Annotated in this window: 25 protein-coding genes; all 25 read left to right on the top strand. The window is 39.5% G+C overall.

Annotation, left to right across the window (positions count from 1 at the left end; translation table 11 throughout):
* The first annotated feature begins 5 nt into the window (after positions 1-5).
* Positions 6-632, top strand: a complete 627-nt coding sequence (gene eutD, locus SM122_RS02730; protein ID WP_195327091.1) for an ethanolamine utilization phosphate acetyltransferase EutD — start codon at positions 6-8, stop codon at positions 630-632.
* A gap of 26 nt (positions 633-658) precedes the next feature.
* Positions 659-1,300 carry a hypothetical protein gene (locus SM122_RS02725; protein ID WP_003006903.1) on the top strand — a complete coding sequence of 214 codons (642 nt, stop codon included), beginning with the start codon at positions 659-661 and terminating at the stop codon, positions 1,298-1,300.
* Between the two features lie 11 nt (positions 1,301-1,311).
* The gene (locus SM122_RS02720; RefSeq protein ID WP_023023506.1) at positions 1,312-1,590 is read left to right on the top strand and encodes a EutN/CcmL family microcompartment protein; all 279 of its coding nucleotides are present in this window, start codon (positions 1,312-1,314) and stop codon (positions 1,588-1,590) included.
* A 16-nt stretch (positions 1,591-1,606) separates the two neighbouring features.
* Positions 1,607-2,701, top strand: a complete 1,095-nt coding sequence (locus tag SM122_RS02715) for an ethanolamine utilization protein EutH (protein ID WP_023023505.1) — start codon at positions 1,607-1,609, stop codon at positions 2,699-2,701.
* Positions 2,702-2,717: 16 nt separating this feature from the next.
* The gene (locus tag SM122_RS02710) at positions 2,718-3,164 is read left to right on the top strand and encodes a cupin domain-containing protein (RefSeq protein ID WP_003006908.1); all 447 of its coding nucleotides are present in this window, start codon (positions 2,718-2,720) and stop codon (positions 3,162-3,164) included.
* 233 nt (positions 3,165-3,397) lie between these two features.
* Positions 3,398-4,756, top strand: a complete 1,359-nt coding sequence (locus tag SM122_RS02705) for a cobyrinate a,c-diamide synthase (RefSeq protein WP_003006910.1) — start codon at positions 3,398-3,400, stop codon at positions 4,754-4,756.
* Positions 4,756-5,703, top strand: coding sequence for an adenosylcobinamide-phosphate synthase CbiB (cbiB, locus tag SM122_RS02700; RefSeq protein ID WP_003006911.1), 948 nt, complete (start codon positions 4,756-4,758; stop codon positions 5,701-5,703). Before SM122_RS02705 ends, cbiB begins: the two co-directional genes overlap by 1 nt.
* Positions 5,704-5,716: 13 nt before the next feature.
* Positions 5,717-6,409, top strand: coding sequence for a cobalt-precorrin-8 methylmutase (locus SM122_RS02695; RefSeq protein ID WP_003006914.1), 693 nt, complete (start codon positions 5,717-5,719; stop codon positions 6,407-6,409).
* Positions 6,410-6,416: 7 nt separating this feature from the next.
* Positions 6,417-7,094, top strand: a complete 678-nt coding sequence (locus SM122_RS02690) for a cobalt-precorrin-8 methylmutase (protein ID WP_155169087.1) — start codon at positions 6,417-6,419, stop codon at positions 7,092-7,094.
* 22 nt (positions 7,095-7,116) lie between these two features.
* Complete coding sequence (gene cbiD, locus SM122_RS02685) at positions 7,117-8,241, top strand: cobalt-precorrin-5B (C(1))-methyltransferase CbiD (protein ID WP_155169089.1); 1,125 nt, start codon at positions 7,117-7,119, stop codon at positions 8,239-8,241.
* Entirely contained in the window at positions 8,232-8,858 is a 627-nt protein-coding gene (locus SM122_RS02680) for a cobalt-precorrin-7 (C(5))-methyltransferase (protein WP_155169091.1), read from the top strand. Before cbiD ends, SM122_RS02680 begins: the two co-directional genes overlap by 10 nt.
* Entirely contained in the window at positions 8,836-9,399 is a 564-nt protein-coding gene (locus SM122_RS02675) for a decarboxylating cobalt-precorrin-6B (C(15))-methyltransferase (protein WP_324737775.1), read from the top strand. The genes SM122_RS02680 and SM122_RS02675 overlap by 23 nt, the downstream gene beginning before the upstream one ends.
* A gap of 4 nt (positions 9,400-9,403) precedes the next feature.
* Positions 9,404-10,177 carry a cobalt-precorrin-4 methyltransferase gene (locus SM122_RS02670; protein WP_023023490.1) on the top strand — a complete coding sequence of 258 codons (774 nt, stop codon included), beginning with the start codon at positions 9,404-9,406 and terminating at the stop codon, positions 10,175-10,177.
* A complete protein-coding gene (locus tag SM122_RS02665; RefSeq protein WP_195327093.1) occupies positions 10,167-11,225 on the top strand; it encodes a cobalt-precorrin 5A hydrolase in 1,059 nt (352 codons plus the stop codon). Before SM122_RS02670 ends, SM122_RS02665 begins: the two co-directional genes overlap by 11 nt.
* Positions 11,226-11,250: 25 nt before the next feature.
* Positions 11,251-11,976, top strand: coding sequence for a precorrin-3B C(17)-methyltransferase (gene cobJ, locus SM122_RS02660; protein WP_195327094.1), 726 nt, complete (start codon positions 11,251-11,253; stop codon positions 11,974-11,976).
* Positions 11,973-12,734, top strand: coding sequence for a precorrin-6A reductase (gene cobK / locus SM122_RS02655; protein WP_324737774.1), 762 nt, complete (start codon positions 11,973-11,975; stop codon positions 12,732-12,734). Before cobJ ends, cobK begins: the two co-directional genes overlap by 4 nt.
* The gene (gene cobA, locus SM122_RS02650; protein ID WP_324737773.1) at positions 12,731-14,191 is read left to right on the top strand and encodes a uroporphyrinogen-III C-methyltransferase; all 1,461 of its coding nucleotides are present in this window, start codon (positions 12,731-12,733) and stop codon (positions 14,189-14,191) included. Before cobK ends, cobA begins: the two co-directional genes overlap by 4 nt.
* Positions 14,184-14,951: a sirohydrochlorin cobaltochelatase gene (locus SM122_RS02645; RefSeq protein WP_324737772.1), complete on the top strand. Its 768-nt coding sequence runs from the start codon at positions 14,184-14,186 to the stop codon at positions 14,949-14,951. Before cobA ends, SM122_RS02645 begins: the two co-directional genes overlap by 8 nt.
* 10 nt (positions 14,952-14,961) lie before the next feature.
* A complete protein-coding gene (locus SM122_RS02640; protein ID WP_324737771.1) occupies positions 14,962-15,666 on the top strand; it encodes a cobalt-factor II C(20)-methyltransferase in 705 nt (234 codons plus the stop codon).
* Between the two features lie 18 nt (positions 15,667-15,684).
* Complete coding sequence (locus SM122_RS02635; RefSeq protein WP_324737770.1) at positions 15,685-16,413, top strand: energy-coupling factor ABC transporter permease; 729 nt, start codon at positions 15,685-15,687, stop codon at positions 16,411-16,413.
* Positions 16,410-16,694 carry an energy-coupling factor ABC transporter substrate-binding protein gene (locus SM122_RS02630; protein WP_049472704.1) on the top strand — a complete coding sequence of 95 codons (285 nt, stop codon included), beginning with the start codon at positions 16,410-16,412 and terminating at the stop codon, positions 16,692-16,694. The genes SM122_RS02635 and SM122_RS02630 overlap by 4 nt, the downstream gene beginning before the upstream one ends.
* A gap of 33 nt (positions 16,695-16,727) precedes the next feature.
* A complete protein-coding gene (locus SM122_RS02625) occupies positions 16,728-17,417 on the top strand; it encodes a CbiQ family ECF transporter T component (RefSeq protein ID WP_049472703.1) in 690 nt (229 codons plus the stop codon).
* A 4-nt stretch (positions 17,418-17,421) separates the two neighbouring features.
* Positions 17,422-18,237 (top strand): energy-coupling factor ABC transporter ATP-binding protein, encoded by an 816-nt coding sequence (locus SM122_RS02620; RefSeq protein ID WP_155169105.1) that lies wholly within the window; start codon positions 17,422-17,424, stop codon positions 18,235-18,237.
* Positions 18,222-19,721 carry a cobyric acid synthase gene (locus SM122_RS02615; protein WP_324737769.1) on the top strand — a complete coding sequence of 500 codons (1,500 nt, stop codon included), beginning with the start codon at positions 18,222-18,224 and terminating at the stop codon, positions 19,719-19,721. Before SM122_RS02620 ends, SM122_RS02615 begins: the two co-directional genes overlap by 16 nt.
* Positions 19,721-20,305, top strand: a complete 585-nt coding sequence (locus SM122_RS02610; protein WP_049474854.1) for a cob(I)yrinic acid a,c-diamide adenosyltransferase — start codon at positions 19,721-19,723, stop codon at positions 20,303-20,305. The genes SM122_RS02615 and SM122_RS02610 overlap by 1 nt, the downstream gene beginning before the upstream one ends.
* Position 20,306: the final 1 nt, after the last annotated feature.

The raw sequence follows: 20,306 nt of genomic DNA, 5'->3' as shown, positions 1-20,306 counted from the left end.
TAACAATGTCATTTGAAAATTTAATTGATAAAGTTATTGATAGGATTCAAAATGAATTAGATGGCTCATTTGAAGTGGAAGCTAGTGGGAGACATGTGCATTTAAGTCGTAAAGAATTAGATGCGCTGTTTGGGACTGGATATGAATTGACGAAGGCTAAAGATTTATCTCAGCCTGGACAATATGCTTCAAAAGAACGGTTGACTGTAGTAGGTCCAAAAGGAGCTTTTCATAATGTCGTTATTTTGGGACCTGTTAGAAAAGAGTCTCAAGTAGAGGTATCACTTACAGACTGCTTACAACTAGGAGTCAAAGCACCTATTCGTGAAAGTGGTGATATTGAAGGTACTCCAGGTATTGTATTAGTGAATGGTGATAAGTCAGTTTCCTTGGATAAAGGTTTAATTGTAGCAAAACGCCATGTTCATATGACGCCTGAAGATGCAGAAAAAATGGGTGTGAAAAATCATGATATTGTTAAAGTGAAGGTTGAAGGTGCAAGACCATTAATCTTTGACGATGTTGTAATTCGTGTCAGCCCTAAATTTGCAACTTATATGCATATCGATTACGATGAAGCCAATGCTTGTGGTTTTAGCAAAGGAATCCGTGGTCGGATTATTAAAGACTAGTATTGGTTGTTGGAGGTAGGTCAAAAATGGAGAATCTAGATAAGATCGTAGATTTGATTACAGACCGTTTAATGGATAAAATACAGGTTGAAACGCATAAGGCCTCAGTATTTGTTATCGGAGCATTTGATATTCCTGAAATCGTAACGAAAGAAGGTTATCAAGTTGTGAAACAATCAAGTAGTGCTGACATCATTCTAGTAGAATCAATTGGTTTTGATGCAATGATGCGAATCGCTTCTTTGTGTCCGCTAAATGCTGATGAAGCTGTTGTCATTAAAAGTTTGTTGAAAGGAAAGAAAGTTTTGGTTCCAGTAGAATCATTTGACTTCCATCAGTTTAAACAAACTTCAAAAGCCTTATTGTTTCAAGATCTTCAAGAACAGTACGAAAAACTTCTTCGATATGGTGTTCAATTCTATAAAAAAGAAGAATTGCTATCATTGCTAGAAGAATCTACTTGTGGAGAAAACAATAAACCTTTAAATGATGTGACAAAGAATGAAACACAACCGAAATCTGTTGAAAAGGTTGGCTTATTAACTGAAAAAAAGTTAATTGAAATGAACCTATCTGATCATGATAGGATTCGGATTAAAAAAGGAATGATTGTGACCGCTCTTGCGAAAGACTATTTGAAACGTCACAATATTATAATAGAAGAATAAGGAGTAGCGAGATGTTTGTTGGGAAAGTGAAAGGAAGTCTATGGGCTACGAGAAAAGATGAAAAACTTAATGGATTAAAGTTTTTAGTGGTCGAACGACAACTGGATGACCATCAAACAGATCCTGCCTTAGTCATTGCTGCAGACTGTATTGGTGCTGGTGAAGGTGACCAAGTATTGGTTACTACAGGAAGTTCAGCTCGAGTGAGCTTGAATAGACAGGATATTCCAGTAGATATGGTTATTGTTGGGATCATAGATAAAGTTGAATATCAACTGGATGATTATTGAAAGTAGGGAAGAATTTATGAGTATAAATGAAATTATCATTTACATTATGGTTCTCTTTATGCTTGTTGGTGCAATTGATAGATGTATCGGCGGGAAATTGGGCCTGAGTAAGCAGTTTGAAGAGGGGATTATGGCTATGGGAGCGCTGGCGCTTTCTATGGCAGGGATTATGGTTGTAGCTCCTTTGTTAGCTGATTTGTTAAAACCTATTATTGTACCTCTTTATGGTTTGGTTGGTGCGGATCCTTCGATTTTTGCAACAACATTTATCGCGAATGATATGGGCGGAGCACCTTTAGCCTTAAGCTTGGCACAAGATAAAGCTGTTGGTGATTTTGCTGCCTACGTTTTAGGTTCTATGATGGGACCAACGATCGTATTCACGATCCCTGTTGCCTTAGGAATTATCGAAAAATCAGATCGTCCTTACTTGGCTCGTGGTATTTTGTACGGTTTGGTAACCGTGCCTGTTGGATGTTTAGTTGGTGGATTACTTGTTCCAGGTTTGTCTTTTGGTACTTTATTAATCAACTTGATCCCTATTGTCATCGTTTCTGCCCTTATTTTCCTAGGTTTGCTTCTTATTCCAAATGGAATGATTAAAGGATTTGAGATCTTTGGTCAAATCATTGTTGTGATCGCAACTTTAGGTTTGGCATTCGGTGCAGCACAACTCTTGACTGGTAATAAATGGTTGCTTGAACTTTATCCAAAAGGTGCAGAAACCCTTCAAGAAGCATTTGTCGTTGTTGGTTCAATCGCAGTAACCTTGGCTGGTGCTTTTGGTTTAGTTGCTGTCTTTACTAAAGTAGCCAACAAACCTCTTTCAGCAATTGGTAAATCATTGGGAATGAACGAAGTTGGAGCTGCTGGTTTGGTTGCTTCTTTGGCAAACAACATTGCCATGTTCCAAATGTTAAAAGATATGGATAACCGTGGTAAAATCTTGAATATTGCCTTTGCTGTATCTGCTTCATTCGTTATCGGGGACCACTTAGGATTTACTGCTGGACAATCTCCTAAGATGATTGTTCCAATGATGATTGGTAAGTTTGTTGGTGGGGTTACTGCCGTATTACTTGCCTACTTCTTGACTAAGAAAGAAGCCTAATTGGAGGTATTGGTAAATGGATTATAATCGTACAGATATTGAATCTTTAGTTCGCAAAATTCTTCTAGAAGAATTGGCAGGTAAAGGTTCTGCTAAACGTGTTAGTAAAGCTGGTGTAGCCTCTATTTCACTACCAAGCTTAGATGTTCGTCCTGAAGATCGTTTGGACACAGGAAATCCTGAACATCAAGTCTATACACGTGATCTTTTGACTCTTGAAGAAAGTCCTCGACTTGGCTTAGGTTTGATGACAATGGATAAGACAACATTCCCTTGGCATTTAGACTATGATGAAGTTGACTATGTGATCGAAGGTCGTTTGGATGTTATCTCTGGTGATGAAGTGATGAGTGCTGGTCCAGGTGAAATCATCTTTATTCCAAAGGGAAGCGATATTCAATTCTCTGTTAAAGATAAAGCACGCTTTATTTATGTGACTTATCCAGCAGATTGGCAAGGATAATGAAATTTTATATACAATAGTTTATAAGGAGCACCATAAGTGTGCTCTTTTTGATTGCGTTTTCAATTTTTCATTGACAAATGCTATAATTTATATTAGAATAAAGACATCTTTGGTGTTTAAGAATGAAGAGAGCACAACGAGGTGCTTAGTAATTTAATAAAGCAACGGAGCTACAAAAAATAGTGTATTTTTTGTAGCTCTATTTTTTTCAAGAGATGGGGGTTTTTAGGATGAAACAGTTTATGTTAGCTGGTGTATCTAGTGGTGTTGGAAAAACTACCGTAACACTGGCTGTATTAAGAGCTTTAACAGATATGGGGTACAATGTTCAGCCGTATAAAATTGGTCCTGATTATATTGATACTTCTTACCATAGTCGTATTACGAAGAACTCATCTCGTAATCTAGATAATTTTTTAATTCCTGATACGGATTATCTGAAGTGGTCTTATTATCGTTGGCATCAAAATTCTGATGTCGCAGTGGTAGAAGGGGTGATGGGACTCTATGATGGATTAGGAACAGATAAAGATTGTGCCTCTTCTGCATCTGTTGCTAAACAGCTCAATCTACCTGTTGTTTTAATTATTGATGGGAAATCAACCTCGACTTCAGCGGCAGCAATTGTCCATGGCTTTTCTTCATTTGATCCAGCGGTAGATATTGTTGGTGTCATTGTCAATCGAGTGGCTTCGGAAACCCATTATCAGCTGATTAAGGGAGCGATTGAGCGCTACACTGATATAGAAGTCCTGGGGTATTTCCCAAAAAATGTTCAGGTTGAATTGCCTTCTAGACATTTGGGATTGATTCCGGATGTGGAGATGGATGATCTTGAAGAAAAGTTTGCTATTCTTGGAGAGCAGGCTAAAAAAACCATTCAGTTTGAGCGCCTATTGGAGAAAGTTGATAGAGAATCAGTTGAACTTTCTTCTCCATTCAAGCTTGAGAATTCTACCCCATTAACCATTGCTTATGCACTGGATGATGCCTTTCATTTTTATTACGAAGATAATCTGGATTTATTAAGAAGTGCTAATGTCGAGCTCATTCCATTTAGTCCCTTAAAAGATGAACGCTTACCGGAAGCTAATGCCTATTATTTTGGTGGGGGCTATCCGGAGTTGTTTGCAAAAGAATTGTCTGACAATCGTTCCTTTAGAGAATCCGTTCTAGAAGCTCATCAAAAGGGAATCCCCATCTATGCTGAATGCGGAGGATTGATGTATCTTGGAAAAAATCTTGAGATTGAAGATCAGTTCTTTGAAATGGTTGGGGTATTTGATGGTACTAGTGTGATGACCAACGGACTAAAACGTTTTGGTTACTGTTTTGCAACCACTAATGAAGATTCTTTATTTGGTCCGTCTGGTACGGAAGTTCGAGGCCATGAGTTCCATCATTCCATCTTCAATACTTCTGAAAAAACAGTTTTAGACCTCAGAAAAGAAAGAGATGGAGAAGTGGTTTCCAATTGGACAGGGGGCTACCAGAAAGGGAGAACTTTTGCAAGTTATCTTCATGTTCATTTTTATCAAAAGGAACAACTCCTTATGAGTTGGATTGATTATATCTTGGAGTCAAAATAATGATAATTATTGCAATTTTTATCGCTCTTCTTCTTGATTGGTTAATTGGAGATCCCTATTCGTGGCCACACCCGGTCAAACTAATTGGAAATTTCATTTATGCTTGTTTACGGATGGAAAACTTAAAAACGAGATATCCTTTTCTGTTCGGAATATTCCTTTGGATATGCACCGTTTCTTTGACAGTTTCCATCACGTATGGAATCTTGTGGGGTGCTAGTCAGCTTCACCCGATTCTTTATTGGATTTTGTGGATTTATTTAGCCTACACCTGTTTAGCAACTCGCTCTCTTGCCTTTGAAGCTCTCAAAGTATACAAAGCCATTCAGTCTGGTTCCATTGAGAAGGCTAGGTATCAAGTGGGAATGATCGTTGGGAGAGAAACAGATCAGCTTACCATACCTGAAATTTGTAATGCGACCATTGAAACCGTCGCAGAAAATGCAAGTGATGGAGTGATCGGCCCCTTATTATGCTTATTTATTGGCGGTCCCGTATTAGCAATGGGATACAAAGCCATTAATACACTAGATTCAATGGTCGGTTATAAAACAGCCAAATACCGTAAGATTGGATATGTTTCGGCTAAAATAGATGATTTGGTCAATCTCATTCCTGCCCGTTTAACTTGGTTGTTTATGATGGCAAGTGCCAGAGTCCTGCAATTGGATTTCGAAAATGCCTTAAAAATAGGTTGGAGAGATCGCTATCAACACGCGAGTCCAAATAGTGCTTTTCCTGAGTCGGTCGTGGCAGGTGCCCTGGGGATTCAATTAGGTGGAGCTCATATCTATCATGGTGAGTTGATTACAAAACCAACTATTGGTGATCCTTCAAGAAGTGTAGAGCCAGATGATATTTTAACATCCATTTCTATGCTCTATATGACAACGACGATTTCAGTTTTCGTTTTGTCGATCATTTATTTCATTGTTGCAATTTATTAAAAGAGGAGTATGTATGTCCTATATCAAAAATCCTTCCTCAATTGAGGAAAAAAGTTTCCAGATCATTCAATCTGTGATCGATCAGGATCATCCAGGTTATGAATTCCATGAAGATATGGAAGAAGCCATTATTAAACGTGCGATTCATACCACTGGTGATTTTGACTATCTCTATACCATGAAATTTATCAACCATGTTAATGAACGTATTGTTGATGTAATTCAGAATAAAGGGACCATCATTGTTGATTCAAGTATTTCTTTAAATGGGATCAATAAACGAGTGTTGGACCAAATGGGTGTTTCCTACCGTTGCTTGATTAATGATGAAGATGTCATCCAACTTGCTAAGGAAAAAAATATCACTCGAGCTATGGCTGCTGTTGAAAAAGCAACAGAGATCGAAGGGCCTAAAGTATTTGCTTTTGGTGGAGCACCTACCGCTTTGTTCCATCTCCTTGATTTGATCAAAGATAAAAAAGTAGAGGTAGATGCGATTATCGGTGTACCCGTTGGATTTATCAATGTCTTAGAGTCAAAGGAAGCTTTATTAGCGACCGACTTGCCTGTTATGGTAAATGAAGGACGTAAAGGCGGAAGCACCCTTGTCGTAGCCATTATTAATGCGATTATCTATCAAATGCAAACGATCGTGACAGAAGACTATGTTCGTTATTCAACAGCTTTAAATGATAAAAAAGGATAAGGTATTCATGAGTTATATAAAAGTATCAAATCAGATTGAAGAAGCCAGCTTTAAAAAGATTCAAGAAATCATTGATCAAGAACATCCAGATATTGTTTTTGATAATCCCTTTCATGAAGCAGTTTGGAAACGAGTCGTTTTTGCGAGTGCAGATTTCGATTACCTCTACAATATCAAATTTTCAAATGATGCCATTGACCATATTTTGGATGTTATTAAAAATAAGGGAACCATTTTTACGGATACGACCATGGTTCTAGGTGGCTTTAATAAAAGAATCTTGGATGAACTTGGTGTGGCCTACAGATGTTTGGTAAATGAACCAGCAATCTTTGAAGAAGCTAAGGCAAAAGGGATTACTCGCTCCATGGCAGCGGTCGAACATGCGGCCAATGAATTGGGTCCTAAATTGTTTGTATTCGGAAACGCTCCAACTTCTATCTTTAAAGTCTTGGATATGGTAGAAGAAGGAACACTAGTCCCTGATGCTGTTATTGGTGTTCCGGTTGGCTTTGTCGGGGCGGCAGAATCAAAACAGAAGCTTCATGAGAGCCCAATTCCTTCTATTGTTGCATTGGGAAGTAAGGGAGGAAGTACTATTGCAGCAGCAGTGGTCAATGCCATTCTGTACCAGTACAAACAAGAAATGGATGATTACCAACGCTTCGTAGTCCCAAATAATTAAGTAGTGAAGGAAATGGAACTATATGGATGATTACGCATATGTCAATGGAAAAAAACTAAGAAAAGGGTTCACTACTGGAACTTGTGCGACAGCTGCTACAGCCGCAGCGATTAGCATGATTTTGAATCAAGATATCGAAGAAAAAGTTACAGTTTCTACGGCGAATGGTGTCGAAGTAACGATGGATATCAAAGATCCTTCTTTTGGTGAACTGACTGCTAGTGCCGCTGTCGAAAAGGATGGTGGTGATGATGCAGATGCGACGCACGGACTCCTGATTTATTCGACAGTGACTCTCATACCAGATTCAAACGACATTGAGATCGATGGAGGAGAAGGTGTTGGTCGCGTCACACAAAAAGGGCTGAAATGCGATGTTGGAATGGCCGCAATCAACCCAACTCCTCGGGCTATGATTGAAAAAACAGCCCGACAATTACTGGGGCCAAACTGCGGAGCGAAGATTATTATTTCAGTACCGGGTGGGGAAGAAACAGCCAAGTTGACCTATAATTCACGCTTAGGAATTGTAGGTGGGATCTCCATTTTGGGGACGACAGGAATTGTCAATCCTATGTCAGAAGAGAGTTGGAAAGCTTCTATTACGATTGAATTAACCATGTTATACAATCAAGGGTATCGTTCAGTAGTTTTAGCTCCTGGTAATTATGGCGAAGACTTTGCAACCAATGTACTGGGGATTCCACCTCATCGGATTGTGAATATGAGTAACTTTGTCGGTCATGTCCTAAAAGAAGTTCAGCGGATCGGATTTACTCGTGTTCTGATGGTTGGGCATATGGGTAAATTTGTCAAGGTGGCTGGTGGGATCTTCTCAACCCATAGTAAAGACTCAGATGCACGAATGGAAATCATTATGGCCAATCTAGCCTTACTGGGTGCTCCAGTTGAACTGCTTGAGAAAGTGGATCAGTGTATTACAACAGATGCAGCTGGTACTTTGATTGAGGAGTATCACTACGAAGAAGTTTATCAAGTGTTAGTAGACAAGATGAAATTCCGTTCGGAACGTTTGCTGCGAAATCGGAAGCCGGAAGTCAGCATCGATGTAGTGACCTTTGGGACAGAAGCTGGGTATCTAGCATCAACACAAACATTGGAAGAAATAGCGGAGGAATGGACGTGATCTATGTAATTGGAATAGGGCCTGGAGCCCCTTCCTATGGACTTTTGGGAAGCGAAGAGATATATGAAAAGTCAGACTATATTCTTGGAAGCGAGCGACATTTAGAAATCCTTCCAGCTGCCTATCAAGAAAAAGGAGTTGTACCTCCAAAGAAACTTGCTGAGTTGGCTCAATTAATAGAGTCTTATCCAGAAGAGTCAACTATTCTTTATCTGGCTTCAGGTGATCCCTTGGTTTATGGTTTAGGAAAATGGTTATCTGAAAAATTTAAGGGGCGCGTGGTTATTCAGCCAGGAATTTCGTCTTTTCAGTATTTGGCAAGCAAGGTTTCTTTGCCAATGAATGAGGCCTACTTGACGAGTAGTCATGCGAAGATTCCTGATTTTGATTTCTTGCTTTCTCTACCCAAGGTATTTATGGTGACGGATAAGAAAATTGGTCCCTATGAAATTGCTCAAGAAATTATAAAACGGGGCTTGAAAAAAGTCTTAGTCATAGGTGAAAATCTTAGCTATGAAGATGAAAAAATTGAAATTTTAGCAGAAGATCAAGTTATCGATCGACAATATGAAATGAATGTGGTGGTGATACTAAATGAAGGATTCGGCATTTATTAGAGCAAAGGTCCCAATGACTAAAGAAGAAGTCAGGGCTATCAGTATTGATAAATTGGACTTACACAAGGCAAAGATAATGTTGGATGTTGGCTCTGGTACGGGTAGTGTAACCATTCAAGCAGCTGTATCTTTTCCGAATTTAGAAGTCGTTGCAATTGAGCAAAATGAAGACGCAGTTGCACTGACACAGGAAAATATTGATTACTTTGGATGTCAGAATATTACTCTAATAAAAGGTAAAGCTCCTGTTGAGCTAGAAGGACAATTTGATGCTATATTTGTCGGTGGAACCGGTGGCAACATGGCTGAAATATTTGAGTGGTGTGAACATCTGTTAGTTCCGGGAGGACGCTTTGTTTTAAACTTCATCCTTTTGGAAAATGCGATGGAAGCGATTCAACTTGCTGAAGAGATGGAATGGCAAGACTTAGACGTCGTATCCATCCAAGCGAGCAGATGGTCTGCCCTAGGAAAAGGGCATTATTTCAAACAACAAAACCCAACTATTATTGTTTCAGCTGTAAAACCAGAAAGGAAATAAAGGTATGTCAATTGTACATTTTGTAGGCGCTGGACCCGGTGATGTGGAACTCATTACCCTAAAAGGTTATCGAAAATTATCCCAAGCGGACGTGGTCATTTATGCGGGTTCACTTGTGAATCCTGATCTTCTTCAATATTGTAAGGAAGGTGCCGAGATTCATGATAGTGCGTCTATGCATTTGATGGAAATTATCGATGTCATGGAAGAAGCGGTGAAGGCTGGAAAAGATGTCGTTCGCTTACAAACAGGGGATTTCTCTATCTATGGTTCCATTCGTGAGCAAACAGAAGAGATGAAGAAGAGAGGAATTGAATTTGACTGTATTCCTGGAGTGAGCTCTTTCCTAGGAGCTGCCTCAAGTATCGGAACAGAATATACAGTCCCTGAAGTTTCTCAGAGTGTAATTATCACTCGTATGGCTGGACGGACCCCTGTTCCTGATCGGGAATCACTCCGAAGTTATGCTCAACACAGAACCTCAATGGCCATTTTCTTATCTGTACAGGGTATTGAAAAAGTGGTGGCTGAATTGGTCGAGGGTGGCTATCCCAAAGAAACTCCTGTCGCTGTGATTTATAAGGCAACTTGGCCAGATGAGCGCAAGGTCTTTGGGACATTGGAGACCATTGCTGAGAAGGTCAAAGAAGCTAAAATTAGAAAAACTGCCTTGATTTTAGTTGGAGATTTCTTGGGTGAAGAGTTTTACTACTCTAAGCTCTATCACAAAGATTTTCACCATGAATTCCGTAAAGGATTGAGTTCGCATGCTAAATGATTCCCCTCGTTACGCCATTGTGGCGGTTACCAACAATGCAAAAAATCTAGGACTAGAGCTCAAGGAAAAACTTGGGATTGATTGTCCGGTCTATACCACTGTGAAAATCGCTGACTCACGAACGGTACCGATTGAAGGTCGTGTCATTGAAGGGCTTCGGACGGTATTTCAAGAGGTGGATGTCTTAATTTGTATCATGGCGATAGGTGCGGTTGTTAGAGGCATTGCCCCAGTTATTAAAGATAAAACAACTGATCCTGCTGTGATCGTTATGGATGAAAAAGCCAATCATGTGATTAGTTTGTTGAGCGGTCACTTAGGTGGGGCCAATCAGGTTACACTTAAAATTGCTGAATTATTGGATTCAAATCCAGTAATCACGACCGCAACAGATACACAAAATGTTGTAGCGCTAGATAATATTGCTAAAGAAGTAAATGGGTGGCGGGAAGAATTGCGCCCCTTAGTGAAAGTATTTAATTCTTATCTAGCGAATAAGGACTGTGTCTATTTTTATCAAGAAAAGCCTTGGGTATCTGACCTGAGAGGGCTAACAGTAATTGAAGAAAATCAGATTCAGGAAGTCCTTGCTACTAAGAGCCCATTTATTTGGTTGACCTCTCAAGCAGTTGAGGTTGACGAAGAAGTGGTAGCCCTGATTCATCCAAAACCCTATGTTTTAGGAGTTGGAGCAAAGAAGGATCTTCCACCTTCAACGTTTATGGAATCTTTTCGTGCCTTTTGTGAGCAAGAGGGAATCTCTGGTTCAGAAATTGCAAAAATTGCTAGTATTGATGTCAAAAAAAATGAACAGGCTATACTAGAATTGGCCCAACACCTTGACTGTCCTTTCCACACCTACACTAAGGAGGAACTGCTAGTGGTGGCGGATAAATATCCGCAATCAGAATTTGTCAAGAAAACTGTTGGGGTTGGAAGTGTGGCGCTTGCTAGCGCTGATCTTGCAAGTAAAGGAAATGTGCTGACCCAACGGTTCGCACAAAATGGTGCAACATTTGCACTTGGTAAATTAGTTAACAATTATTAATTATTAAATTTAAGGAGAAATACATATGTTATACGTTATTGGACTTGGCCCAGGTAAAGAAGAATTGATGTCTCAAGAGGCATTGGAAGCAATCAAGGATTGTGAAATTATTGTAGGGTATTCTACCTACATGCGCTTGATTAAAGATTTAGTAAAAGACAAAGAAATGGTTGCGACTGGGATGCGTCATGAAATTGAACGCTGTCAAAAAGCCATTGATCTAGCTCACGAAACTGGAAAAAATGTTGGGGTTGTTTCTAGTGGTGATGCCGGTGTTTATGGAATGGCTGGTTTGATCCTTGAGTTATTAGAAGAGAACGATCCTCTTGAAGTGAAAGTGGTACCAGGAATTACAGCAAGCCTAGGAGCAGCTGCAGTTATGGGAGCACCTCTCATGAATGACTTCTGTCATATTTCACTTAGTGACTTGATGACTCCATGGGAAATGATTGAAAAACGTCTTCATGCAGCAGCACAAGGTGATTTTGTCGTATGTCTCTACAACCCAAGAAGTAAAGGTCGTCCAGAGCACTTAGCAAGAGCACTTGAAATTATGTCTCAATACAAATCGAAAGACACGATTGTCGGAATTGGGAAGGATATCGGACGTAAGGAAGAAGAAATTATTCTTACTACGATTGAAGACTTGGATGAAACTCTTGTAGATATGACAACGATTGTAATTGTTGGAAACAAAGAAACTTATGTGAAAAATGGACGCATGATTACACCTCGAGGATATACACTATGATGAAACTACTTTTTGGTGGAACAGCTGAAAGTACAGAGATTCTTGAATTCCTCTCGCAACAGAATATTCCGGTGACTACCTCTGTTGTATCAGATTATGGCCGCCATTTAGCTTCAAAATTTGGGCAGGACGTGGTCCAAGGGAGAATGACGGCTGACCAAATGGTGGCTTTCATCAAAGAGAATGACGTAGATGAAATTATTGATGCTTCCCATCCCTTTGCGGATATTGTCTCTCAAGAAGCGATGAAAGCAGCCAATCAGGCGGGAATTCCCTATGTGCGCTTCGAAAGACAAGCTACCCTCGACTTATCTGGTGCTACCGTTGTCCATTCAACAGAAGAAGCCATTGAATACATCAAAGAGAAACAGTATAAAACAGTCTACTTAGGAACTGGAAGCAAAACTTTGCCATTATTTGTCCATGGTTTACCAGAGTCACGTATTGTGGTTCGTGTTCTTCCGACTTCAGAAGTTTTAAAAGGTTGTGAAGAGTTGGGACTTGTTCCGGATCAAATTGATGCGATAAAGGCTCCTTTCTCTAAAGAGTGCAACAAGCAATTGCTGGCTCGCTCCAAAGCGGAAGTGTTTGTTTCCAAAGAAAGTGGAAGTATTGGTGGGATTCGAGAAAAAATCGAAGGCTGTCAAGAACTTGGAATGGATTGTGTGATTATTTCACGACCTATTGTCAACTATCCTAAAGTAGTGTCAACTATTGAGGAATTGGAAACTCATTTAAAGAAAGAGGTGAATGGATGAGCGGCTTTGTTAGTTTAGTAGGTGCGGGTCCAGGAGATGAAGAATTAATCTCTCTTAAAGGAGCACGGAGACTTGAAGAAGCGGATGTTCTCATCTATGACCGCTTAGTAAATCCTATGCTTCTGTCCTACACAAAAGCGAACTGTGAAAAGATCTATGTTGGTAAGATTCCTAATCAACCTTGTGTTTCTCAAGAAAAAATTGAAGAAGTCTTGGTTGCAAAAGCCAAAGAAGGGAAAAAAGTTGTTCGCCTAAAAAGTGGCGATCCCTATATCTTTGGCCGAGGAGGAGAGGAAGCTCAAACTCTTATTCAAGAAGGGATTCCCTTTGAAGTTGTACCAGGAATTACCTCAGCTATAGCAGGCCTTGCCTATGCAGGTATTCCCATGACCTTTAGAAATATCGCGACTAGCTTCCATGTCTTTACTGGCCATCTACAAGATGCCAGTGAAGCATTGAACTGGGATGCGATTTCCCACTTAAAAGGAACTTTAGTCTTCCTTATGGGAATGAAAAACTTGCAGACCATTTGTGAAGAATTGATGGTTCGTGGTTACGATAAGGAAACTCCGGTTGCGATTATCGAATGGGCTACTCATCCTCAACAACGCTCGATCGATGGAAAATTAGAGACCATTGTTGAACTGGCTGAAAAACACCAGATGAAAGCACCGAGTTTGATTGTGATTGGGGACGTTGTTGCTTTTCGTGAGGAATTGAACTACCATGAAAAACTGCCTTTGTTCGGTCGAACCGTTTTGGTGCAAGAAACTCCTAATGCCAAGCTTCCTAAACTATTGAAGGATGCTGGGGCGACGGTGTATGCTTTTCAGTCACCAAGTAAATTACTTGCAAAAGAACTGCAACTTCCTCAACTTTCTAGCATCGACGGTTTAGTAGTGACAGACCCAAGCTCTTGGAACTTCTTTGTTGCCTATTTGCAACAAGAAGATCTGGATATTCGGAGTCTCAGTCATTTGAAGATTGTAGCAAGTGGTCATCATACCATCAAGACCATTAAAGAAGCAGGTATTCGCCTCTATGATCAAATCAATGATGTTGCAGAAGAGAATTTTGTGAAACGGATGAGGGAGCAAGAAGGAAACTGGATCATTCTCACTTCTGATATTAAGCAAAAAGCAGTAGCAGAAGTTTTGAACTTCCCGATCCACACCACTCATTCTGTGGCCTTTGAAAGTGAATCTTTTGCTTACCATGCAGAGGATATCCAGCTGATCTGTTTGCCAAACTCTGCCGCAGCTTACCACTTTGTGTTGATGGCAGAGAAAACCCAAGAGAATTGGAAAGAGAAACCGATTGTCATTATGGGAGACAATACTAGGTCTGTATTGGAAAAAGCTGGCTATCATCAGTTGATTGAAACAGAAGAGAGAACCTTAAAATCGGTTTGTGAAGCTTGCCAAACTTTTTTTAGAAGGGAAAGTGAAAATGACTAAAGCGATTATTGTTGTCAGTTTCGGTACTACCTATCCTGATACACGAAAGAAAACCATTCAAGCCTGTGAAGAGACGATCCAACAGCGGTTCCCAGATTTTCAGGTCCACCGTGCCTTCACTTCAAATGTTGTCATTAAGCGCATTAAAGAAAATGAAGGAATCTCAGTTCCAACTGTGAACCAATTATTGGAACAATTGAAAAAGGATGGTGTCAAGGAAGTTTATATTCAACCACTCCACATTATCTTGGGAAGTGAGTATGAAAAAGTGGTTCACCAAGCCAACCAGTTTAAAGAAGATTTTGAACTTCTAAAAATCGGGAAACCTCTTCTTTTTAGTGAAGAAGATTATGAAAATGTTGCAAATATTCTTGTAAAAGAATACAATAATGATGATGTAGACGAAGCAACCATCCTTATGGGACATGGTAGTCAGCATTATGCCTTTACTGCCTACGCCGCTTTGGATCATATGTTGACGGATGAAGCTGTCTATATCGGCTGTGTCGAGTCTTATCCTCCGGTAGAGTTACTCGAAAAACGTCTGGAAGCTAAAGGCGTTAAAAAAGTTCATCTTGCTCCCTTTATGTTAGTGGCTGGCGATCATGCTACCAATGATTTGTGTTCGGATGAAGAAGGATCATGGAAACACTTCTTTACAGAAAAAGGCTACCAAGTAGAGACACACTTGATTGGACTTGGTGAATACCCAAGTGTTCAAGAACTCTATGTTCAACACTTAGAAAAGATTATTAAATAGGAGGTCTAAAATGGCAACATTTTACGGTATTGGGATTGGTCCAGGAGACAGTGAACTCGTAACCGTTAAAGCCAAAAATATTCTGCAAACATTGGATATTTTGTACACTCCTGAAGCCAAACGCGGTTCCAAGAGTGTGGCATTGACGATTGCGAGTCCCTATGTCAGTGATCATCTAGAGATTAAACAACGCCACTTTCCAATGGTTCGTTCCTTAGAAAAGAAGGAACCTCAATGGGAACAAATTGCTGCTGAAATTGTAGAAGATGTAAAAGCTGGGAAGAATGTCGGCTTTATCACATTAGGGGATCCAATGGTCTATAGTACCTATAGTTATCTGTTGAGATTAATTGGGGATGGTATCAATACCCAAACGATTCCTGGAATTACCTCATTTGGTAGTATGGCTTCTGTCCTGGGGCAACCTTTAACCATGGATGAAGAATCCTTTGCAGTGGTACCTGCTACAGCAGAAGCTGATAAGATTGACCAAGCCTTGGCAATTCATGATACTGTGGTCATTATGAAGGTGGCTAGACATTTGGATGTCGTTCTTCCTTTATTGGAAAAACACAACTTGATCGAAAAAACATTTCTAGTGAGCCATGCTTCCACAGATAAGCAGAAAATCCTATACGGAGTATCAGAATTAACTGTCGATGACAAATTAGATTATTTTACAACCCTATTGGTTAAAAAACATCCATTGGGGTAATGAAAAAGGAGTGATATTATGAAACGAAATAAAAAAATGCTAGCAATTGCTCTTTTGGTATTGCTATTCATCTTTAGACCGCAACCTGTATCTGCCATGCACATTATGGAAGGCTATCTCCCTTTGGTATGGTGTATTGTATGGTTCTTGCTATTTTTACCATTCTTCATCTTCGGTTTGATCAAGATTAAGAAGATTGTTTCAAAAGATCCAAATTCTAAAACCATGTTGGCCTTGTCAGGTGCCTTCATCTTTATCTTATCTTCATTGAAAATCCCTTCCGTAACTGGATCTAGCTCTCACCCAACTGGTGTAGGTTTGGGAACTGCGATGTTTGGGCCATCTGTTATTAGTGTCTTAGGAACCATTTGTTTGTTGTTCCAAGCTCTTCTTTTAGCCCACGGTGGTTTGACAACACTTGGTGCTAATGCCTTCTCAATGGCTGTAGTTGGTCCTTTTGTCGGATTTGCAGTTTATAAATTCAGTCGCTCTTTGAAACTATCTAAACCAGTCTCACTCTTCTTGTGTGCGATGATTGCTGACTTGGCAACTTATGCAACAACTTCCCTTCAACTTGGCCTGGTTTTCCCAGATCCAACTACAGGAGTATTCGGATCTACCATTAAGTTCTTGGGAGTCTTTCTCATTACACAAATTCCAATTGCGATTGTAGAAGGACTACTTACAGTAATCTTCTATAACTTGATTTCAGAAAATGCTAGTGAAAGAGAGGGTCTATTCCTATGAAAAAACATAAGAATCTTTTGTTATTAGCAGCTATTGTTGTAATTATTGTCGGTGCTTTCTTATTTGCCCCTAAAGGAGTAGAATATAGTGGTACGGATGATGCCGCAGAAAATGCTATTTCGACTATTCAAAAGGACTATAAACCTTGGTTTTCACCATTGTTTGAACCACCAGGATCAGAAGTAGAGAGCTTACTCTTTACCCTACAAGGTAGTATCGGTGCAGGGATTATCTTCTATGTCATCGGCTACCAAAGAGGGAAGAAGCATCAAGATAAATAAATATTTCATTTAGCATTTGTATGGGAGGAAACTATGTTTGTAATTGATCGCTACGCTTATAATAATCGATGGACTGATGTTCCAGAATTAAATAAATTCATTCTATTTATTATATTAATGGTAATTTCATTTTCTGGTTTTCTTCCCTTACAAATACTGTTAATTGTTATTATGATTCCCTTAACTTGTTATATTGCTAAACTTCCAGTTTTAAAATACTTGAGTTGGTTTCGTTATCCTTCTATTTTCATTTTATTAAGTATGGCTACTTTTGTTATTAGTTACGGTGAAAATAGTCATCAATTTTTAATGGCGATACCAGTTGGAAGTCATGGCTATTTAGGAGTTTTTCATTCTTCTGCCAAACAAGTTGGACCAATTGTTATGAGAATTTATTGTTCTTTAATTTCAACCTATTTTATGGCTTTAACCATTCCTTTTAACCAAATGATGAAACTCTGTAAAAGACTTCATTTGCCGGATATCCTAATGGAATTAATCGTACTGATGTATCGTTTTATCTTTTTAGTATTAATCGAATTTTTAACCATTCGAGATACCTTAGATTTGAAATTTTCATTTGTTAATAAGAAAAAATCTTATCTTGGCTGGGGAAGATTAGCCAATACCTTGTTTGTTAAATTATTAGCGGATAACCAGCGCTTAAATGATGTCTTAACTTTGAAATTTGCGCAAGCTAAAGAACTCGATGAGGAGGAATAAAAATATGTTGAAATTAGAGAATATTACGGTTTTGTTTGATGATTTAAAAGCCTTAGACCATGTGAATATGGAGTTCATGGAAGGTAAAATTACCGGGATCATTGGTACCAATGGTTCAGGGAAATCTACGTTGATGAAGGTGATGACCAAACTGCTTAAACCCCAAGAAGGGAGTGTTTATTTGGATCAGCAGCTCATTCAAGACAAAAAGAAAGATTTATTTGCTTATCGACAAGAAGTCAATATGGTGTTTCAAAATCCGGAACAACAACTATTTTATACCATTGCAAAAGATGATATCGGAATGGCTTTGGAGAATTTAGGGTATTCGAAAGAGGAATGCGATAAACGAGTGCAAGAAGCTATTGAGTTAATGGATATCAAAGAGTTGCAGGACCGTCCGGTACAATACTTAAGTTATGGTCAAAAGAAGAAAGTTGCTATTGCGGGAATGTTGGCCCTCAAACCGCGCTTTTTGCTCTTAGATGAGCCGACAGCTGGTCTTGATCCGAAAGGACGAGATCAAATGGCGATGATTATGAAAAAACTAGTCTCCAATGGGACGAGCATTATTGTGACAAGCCATGACATGGATCTCATGTATGACTGTTGTGACTATGCCTACCTGATCAAAAAAGGAAAAATCATGACCCAAGGGACAAAATACGAAGTATTTCAACAAGAAGAGATTCTACTAGATGCTGGTCTTTCGGTCCCATGGATTGTCAAACTCCATCAGGCCATCCAAACGCCTTTAGTTGAAAATGAAGAGATTCTATTCGATCAGTTGAAAGAAGGATATTTATGGCAAAATCGTTAATGATTCAGGGGACGGCTTCCGATGCAGGTAAAAGTTTAATTGCCGCAGGTTTGTGTCGTATTTTAAAACAAGATGGTTACACGGTTGTTCCCTTTAAATCCCAAAATATGGCTTTAAATTCTTTTATCACCAAAAAAGGATTTGAGATGGGGAGAGCTCAGGTCGTGCAAGCAGAAGCCGCAGGGATCGATCCAGATGTTCGCATGAATCCTGTCCTACTGAAACCAACTTCGGATCGTAAATCCCAAGTTGTTTTTATGGGCAAAGTCCTTAAAGATATGGATGCGGTGGATTATCATGAATTTAAGCAGGAGTTACTGCCTAAAATCAAAGAAGTTTACCAAGAATTAGACCAGGAATACGATGCCATTATCCTAGAAGGTGCGGGTAGTCCAGCAGAAATCAACTTAAACGAACGGGATATCGTCAACATGGGAATGGCGCGTTTGGTCGATGCGCCTGTCATTTTAGTAGCGGATATTGACAAAGGAGGAGTTTTTGCCTCTATTTATGGGACAATTGAACTAATGCCAGAAGAAGATCGTAAGCGCATCAAAGGGGTTTTGATCAACAAATTTAGGGGGGATGTAGCCCTGCTTCAATCAGGTATTGATATGATTGAAGAGCTCACTCAAGTACCGGTATTGGGAGTTGTTCCTTATGCAGACATTGACATTGATAGCGAAGATAGTGTAGCTTTAGGTAATAAGGGACGCACTTTTAATCAGGAAAAAGATCTTGATGTGGCTATTATTACCTTGAAACGGATCTCTAACTTCACCGATTTTCATAGTTTGGAAATTCAACCGGACGTTTCGGTCCGTTATGTCATGCCAGGTGATGAGATTGGGAATCCGGATCTTCTGATTTTGCCTGGAAGTAAGAATACGATTGAAGATATGCAAGTCTTACAAAATGCAGGGATTGTCGAGAAAATCCAGCAGTGTGCTGATCGAGGTATTCGCATTTTTGGCATTTGTGGAGGTTTCCAGTTATTAGGCAAGACGATTTCTGATCCTAATCATGTCGAGTCTGAATTGGATGAAATTGAAGGGCTAGGGCTGCTGGATATCGTAACGCAGATGCAGGGAACAAAACGGACAACCCAAGTCCAGGCAGAACACGAAGGTCAAATTCTGGAAGGTTACGAAATCCATATGGGGGAAACAGAGATATCAGATAGCTTGACACCATTTTCTCGTATCATTCTTCAGAATGGTGAGGAAACAAGCAGACATGATGGAGCTGTTTCACCAGACAAACGAATTCAAGGGACCTATCTCCATGGTGTCTTTGATAACTCTCAATGGACTCGCGATTATTTGAACCAAATTCGAATTGAAAAAGGCTTGGAACCCGTAACGGATCAAGTTATGGATCTGAAAGAATTTAAAGATTTACAATATGATAAACTCGCAGCAGTCATTCGTGATTCTGTCGATATGAAGAAGATTTACCAGATTATGAACGGAGAAGAGCTTTAATGAGAATTTACACAAAGTATGGGGATAAAGGGTTTACCCGTCTATATGGCGGTGATCGTGTATCCAAAACACATATTCGTGTGGAAGCATACGGGACCATGGATGAATTGTGCTCTCAAGTTGGCTACCTGGTATCTGAGATGAAGGAATACAAAGAATTAGATGATATCAGAGAAGAATGTGAAGAAATTCAGCAACACTTGTTCGATTGTGGAAGCGACCTTGCCACTCCTAGAGAATTAAGACCATATAAGCAAAAAGAATCCGATATTACCTTCCTAGAAGAAAAAATGGATGCTTATATGCACATTCCTGAAAAAATTGATCGTTTCATTATTCCTGGTGGACATCGAATTGCGAGTCTCTTTCATGTAGCTCGTACTATGACACGGCGCTTAGAGAGAAGAATGGTCGCTGTGATTGAAGCAGATGAAACAGTTAACGAGGTTGGACTGATTTATATTAATCGCTTGTCAGATTACTTTTTTGTGGCGGCCCGTTTGGTCAACCACCGTTTAGATGTCAAAGATACAGTCTATAAACGAAGCGCTAAGATTTTTAGAGAAAGAAAAGAGGAGAAATAGC

This window comes from Streptococcus gingivalis (assembly GCF_035544715.1).
In the GTDB taxonomy this organism is placed as follows: domain Bacteria; phylum Bacillota; class Bacilli; order Lactobacillales; family Streptococcaceae; genus Streptococcus; species Streptococcus gingivalis.
This window is presented reverse-complemented; position numbering and strand designations above follow the sequence as displayed.

Bases quoted from the DNA above. Each gene is read 5' to 3' on its own strand.
- eutD (WP_195327091.1), top strand. From the start codon at position 6: ATGTCATTTGAAAATTTAATTGATAAAGTTATTGATAGGATTCAAAAT.
- SM122_RS02725 (WP_003006903.1), top strand. From the start codon at position 659: ATGGAGAATCTAGATAAGATCGTAGATTTGATTACAGACCGTTTAATG.
- SM122_RS02720 (WP_023023506.1), top strand. From the start codon at position 1,312: ATGTTTGTTGGGAAAGTGAAAGGAAGTCTATGGGCTACGAGAAAAGAT.
- SM122_RS02715 (WP_023023505.1), top strand. From the start codon at position 1,607: ATGAGTATAAATGAAATTATCATTTACATTATGGTTCTCTTTATGCTT.
- SM122_RS02710 (WP_003006908.1), top strand. From the start codon at position 2,718: ATGGATTATAATCGTACAGATATTGAATCTTTAGTTCGCAAAATTCTT.
- SM122_RS02705 (WP_003006910.1), top strand. From the start codon at position 3,398: ATGAAACAGTTTATGTTAGCTGGTGTATCTAGTGGTGTTGGAAAAACT.
- cbiB (WP_003006911.1), top strand. From the start codon at position 4,756: ATGATAATTATTGCAATTTTTATCGCTCTTCTTCTTGATTGGTTAATT.
- SM122_RS02695 (WP_003006914.1), top strand. From the start codon at position 5,717: ATGTCCTATATCAAAAATCCTTCCTCAATTGAGGAAAAAAGTTTCCAG.
- SM122_RS02690 (WP_155169087.1), top strand. From the start codon at position 6,417: ATGAGTTATATAAAAGTATCAAATCAGATTGAAGAAGCCAGCTTTAAA.
- cbiD (WP_155169089.1), top strand. From the start codon at position 7,117: ATGGATGATTACGCATATGTCAATGGAAAAAAACTAAGAAAAGGGTTC.
- SM122_RS02680 (WP_155169091.1), top strand. From the start codon at position 8,232: ATGGACGTGATCTATGTAATTGGAATAGGGCCTGGAGCCCCTTCCTAT.
- SM122_RS02675 (WP_324737775.1), top strand. From the start codon at position 8,836: ATGAAGGATTCGGCATTTATTAGAGCAAAGGTCCCAATGACTAAAGAA.
- SM122_RS02670 (WP_023023490.1), top strand. From the start codon at position 9,404: ATGTCAATTGTACATTTTGTAGGCGCTGGACCCGGTGATGTGGAACTC.
- SM122_RS02665 (WP_195327093.1), top strand. From the start codon at position 10,167: ATGCTAAATGATTCCCCTCGTTACGCCATTGTGGCGGTTACCAACAAT.
- cobJ (WP_195327094.1), top strand. From the start codon at position 11,251: ATGTTATACGTTATTGGACTTGGCCCAGGTAAAGAAGAATTGATGTCT.
- cobK (WP_324737774.1), top strand. From the start codon at position 11,973: ATGATGAAACTACTTTTTGGTGGAACAGCTGAAAGTACAGAGATTCTT.
- cobA (WP_324737773.1), top strand. From the start codon at position 12,731: ATGAGCGGCTTTGTTAGTTTAGTAGGTGCGGGTCCAGGAGATGAAGAA.
- SM122_RS02645 (WP_324737772.1), top strand. From the start codon at position 14,184: ATGACTAAAGCGATTATTGTTGTCAGTTTCGGTACTACCTATCCTGAT.
- SM122_RS02640 (WP_324737771.1), top strand. From the start codon at position 14,962: ATGGCAACATTTTACGGTATTGGGATTGGTCCAGGAGACAGTGAACTC.
- SM122_RS02635 (WP_324737770.1), top strand. From the start codon at position 15,685: ATGAAACGAAATAAAAAAATGCTAGCAATTGCTCTTTTGGTATTGCTA.
- SM122_RS02630 (WP_049472704.1), top strand. From the start codon at position 16,410: ATGAAAAAACATAAGAATCTTTTGTTATTAGCAGCTATTGTTGTAATT.
- SM122_RS02625 (WP_049472703.1), top strand. From the start codon at position 16,728: ATGTTTGTAATTGATCGCTACGCTTATAATAATCGATGGACTGATGTT.
- SM122_RS02620 (WP_155169105.1), top strand. From the start codon at position 17,422: ATGTTGAAATTAGAGAATATTACGGTTTTGTTTGATGATTTAAAAGCC.
- SM122_RS02615 (WP_324737769.1), top strand. From the start codon at position 18,222: ATGGCAAAATCGTTAATGATTCAGGGGACGGCTTCCGATGCAGGTAAA.
- SM122_RS02610 (WP_049474854.1), top strand. From the start codon at position 19,721: ATGAGAATTTACACAAAGTATGGGGATAAAGGGTTTACCCGTCTATAT.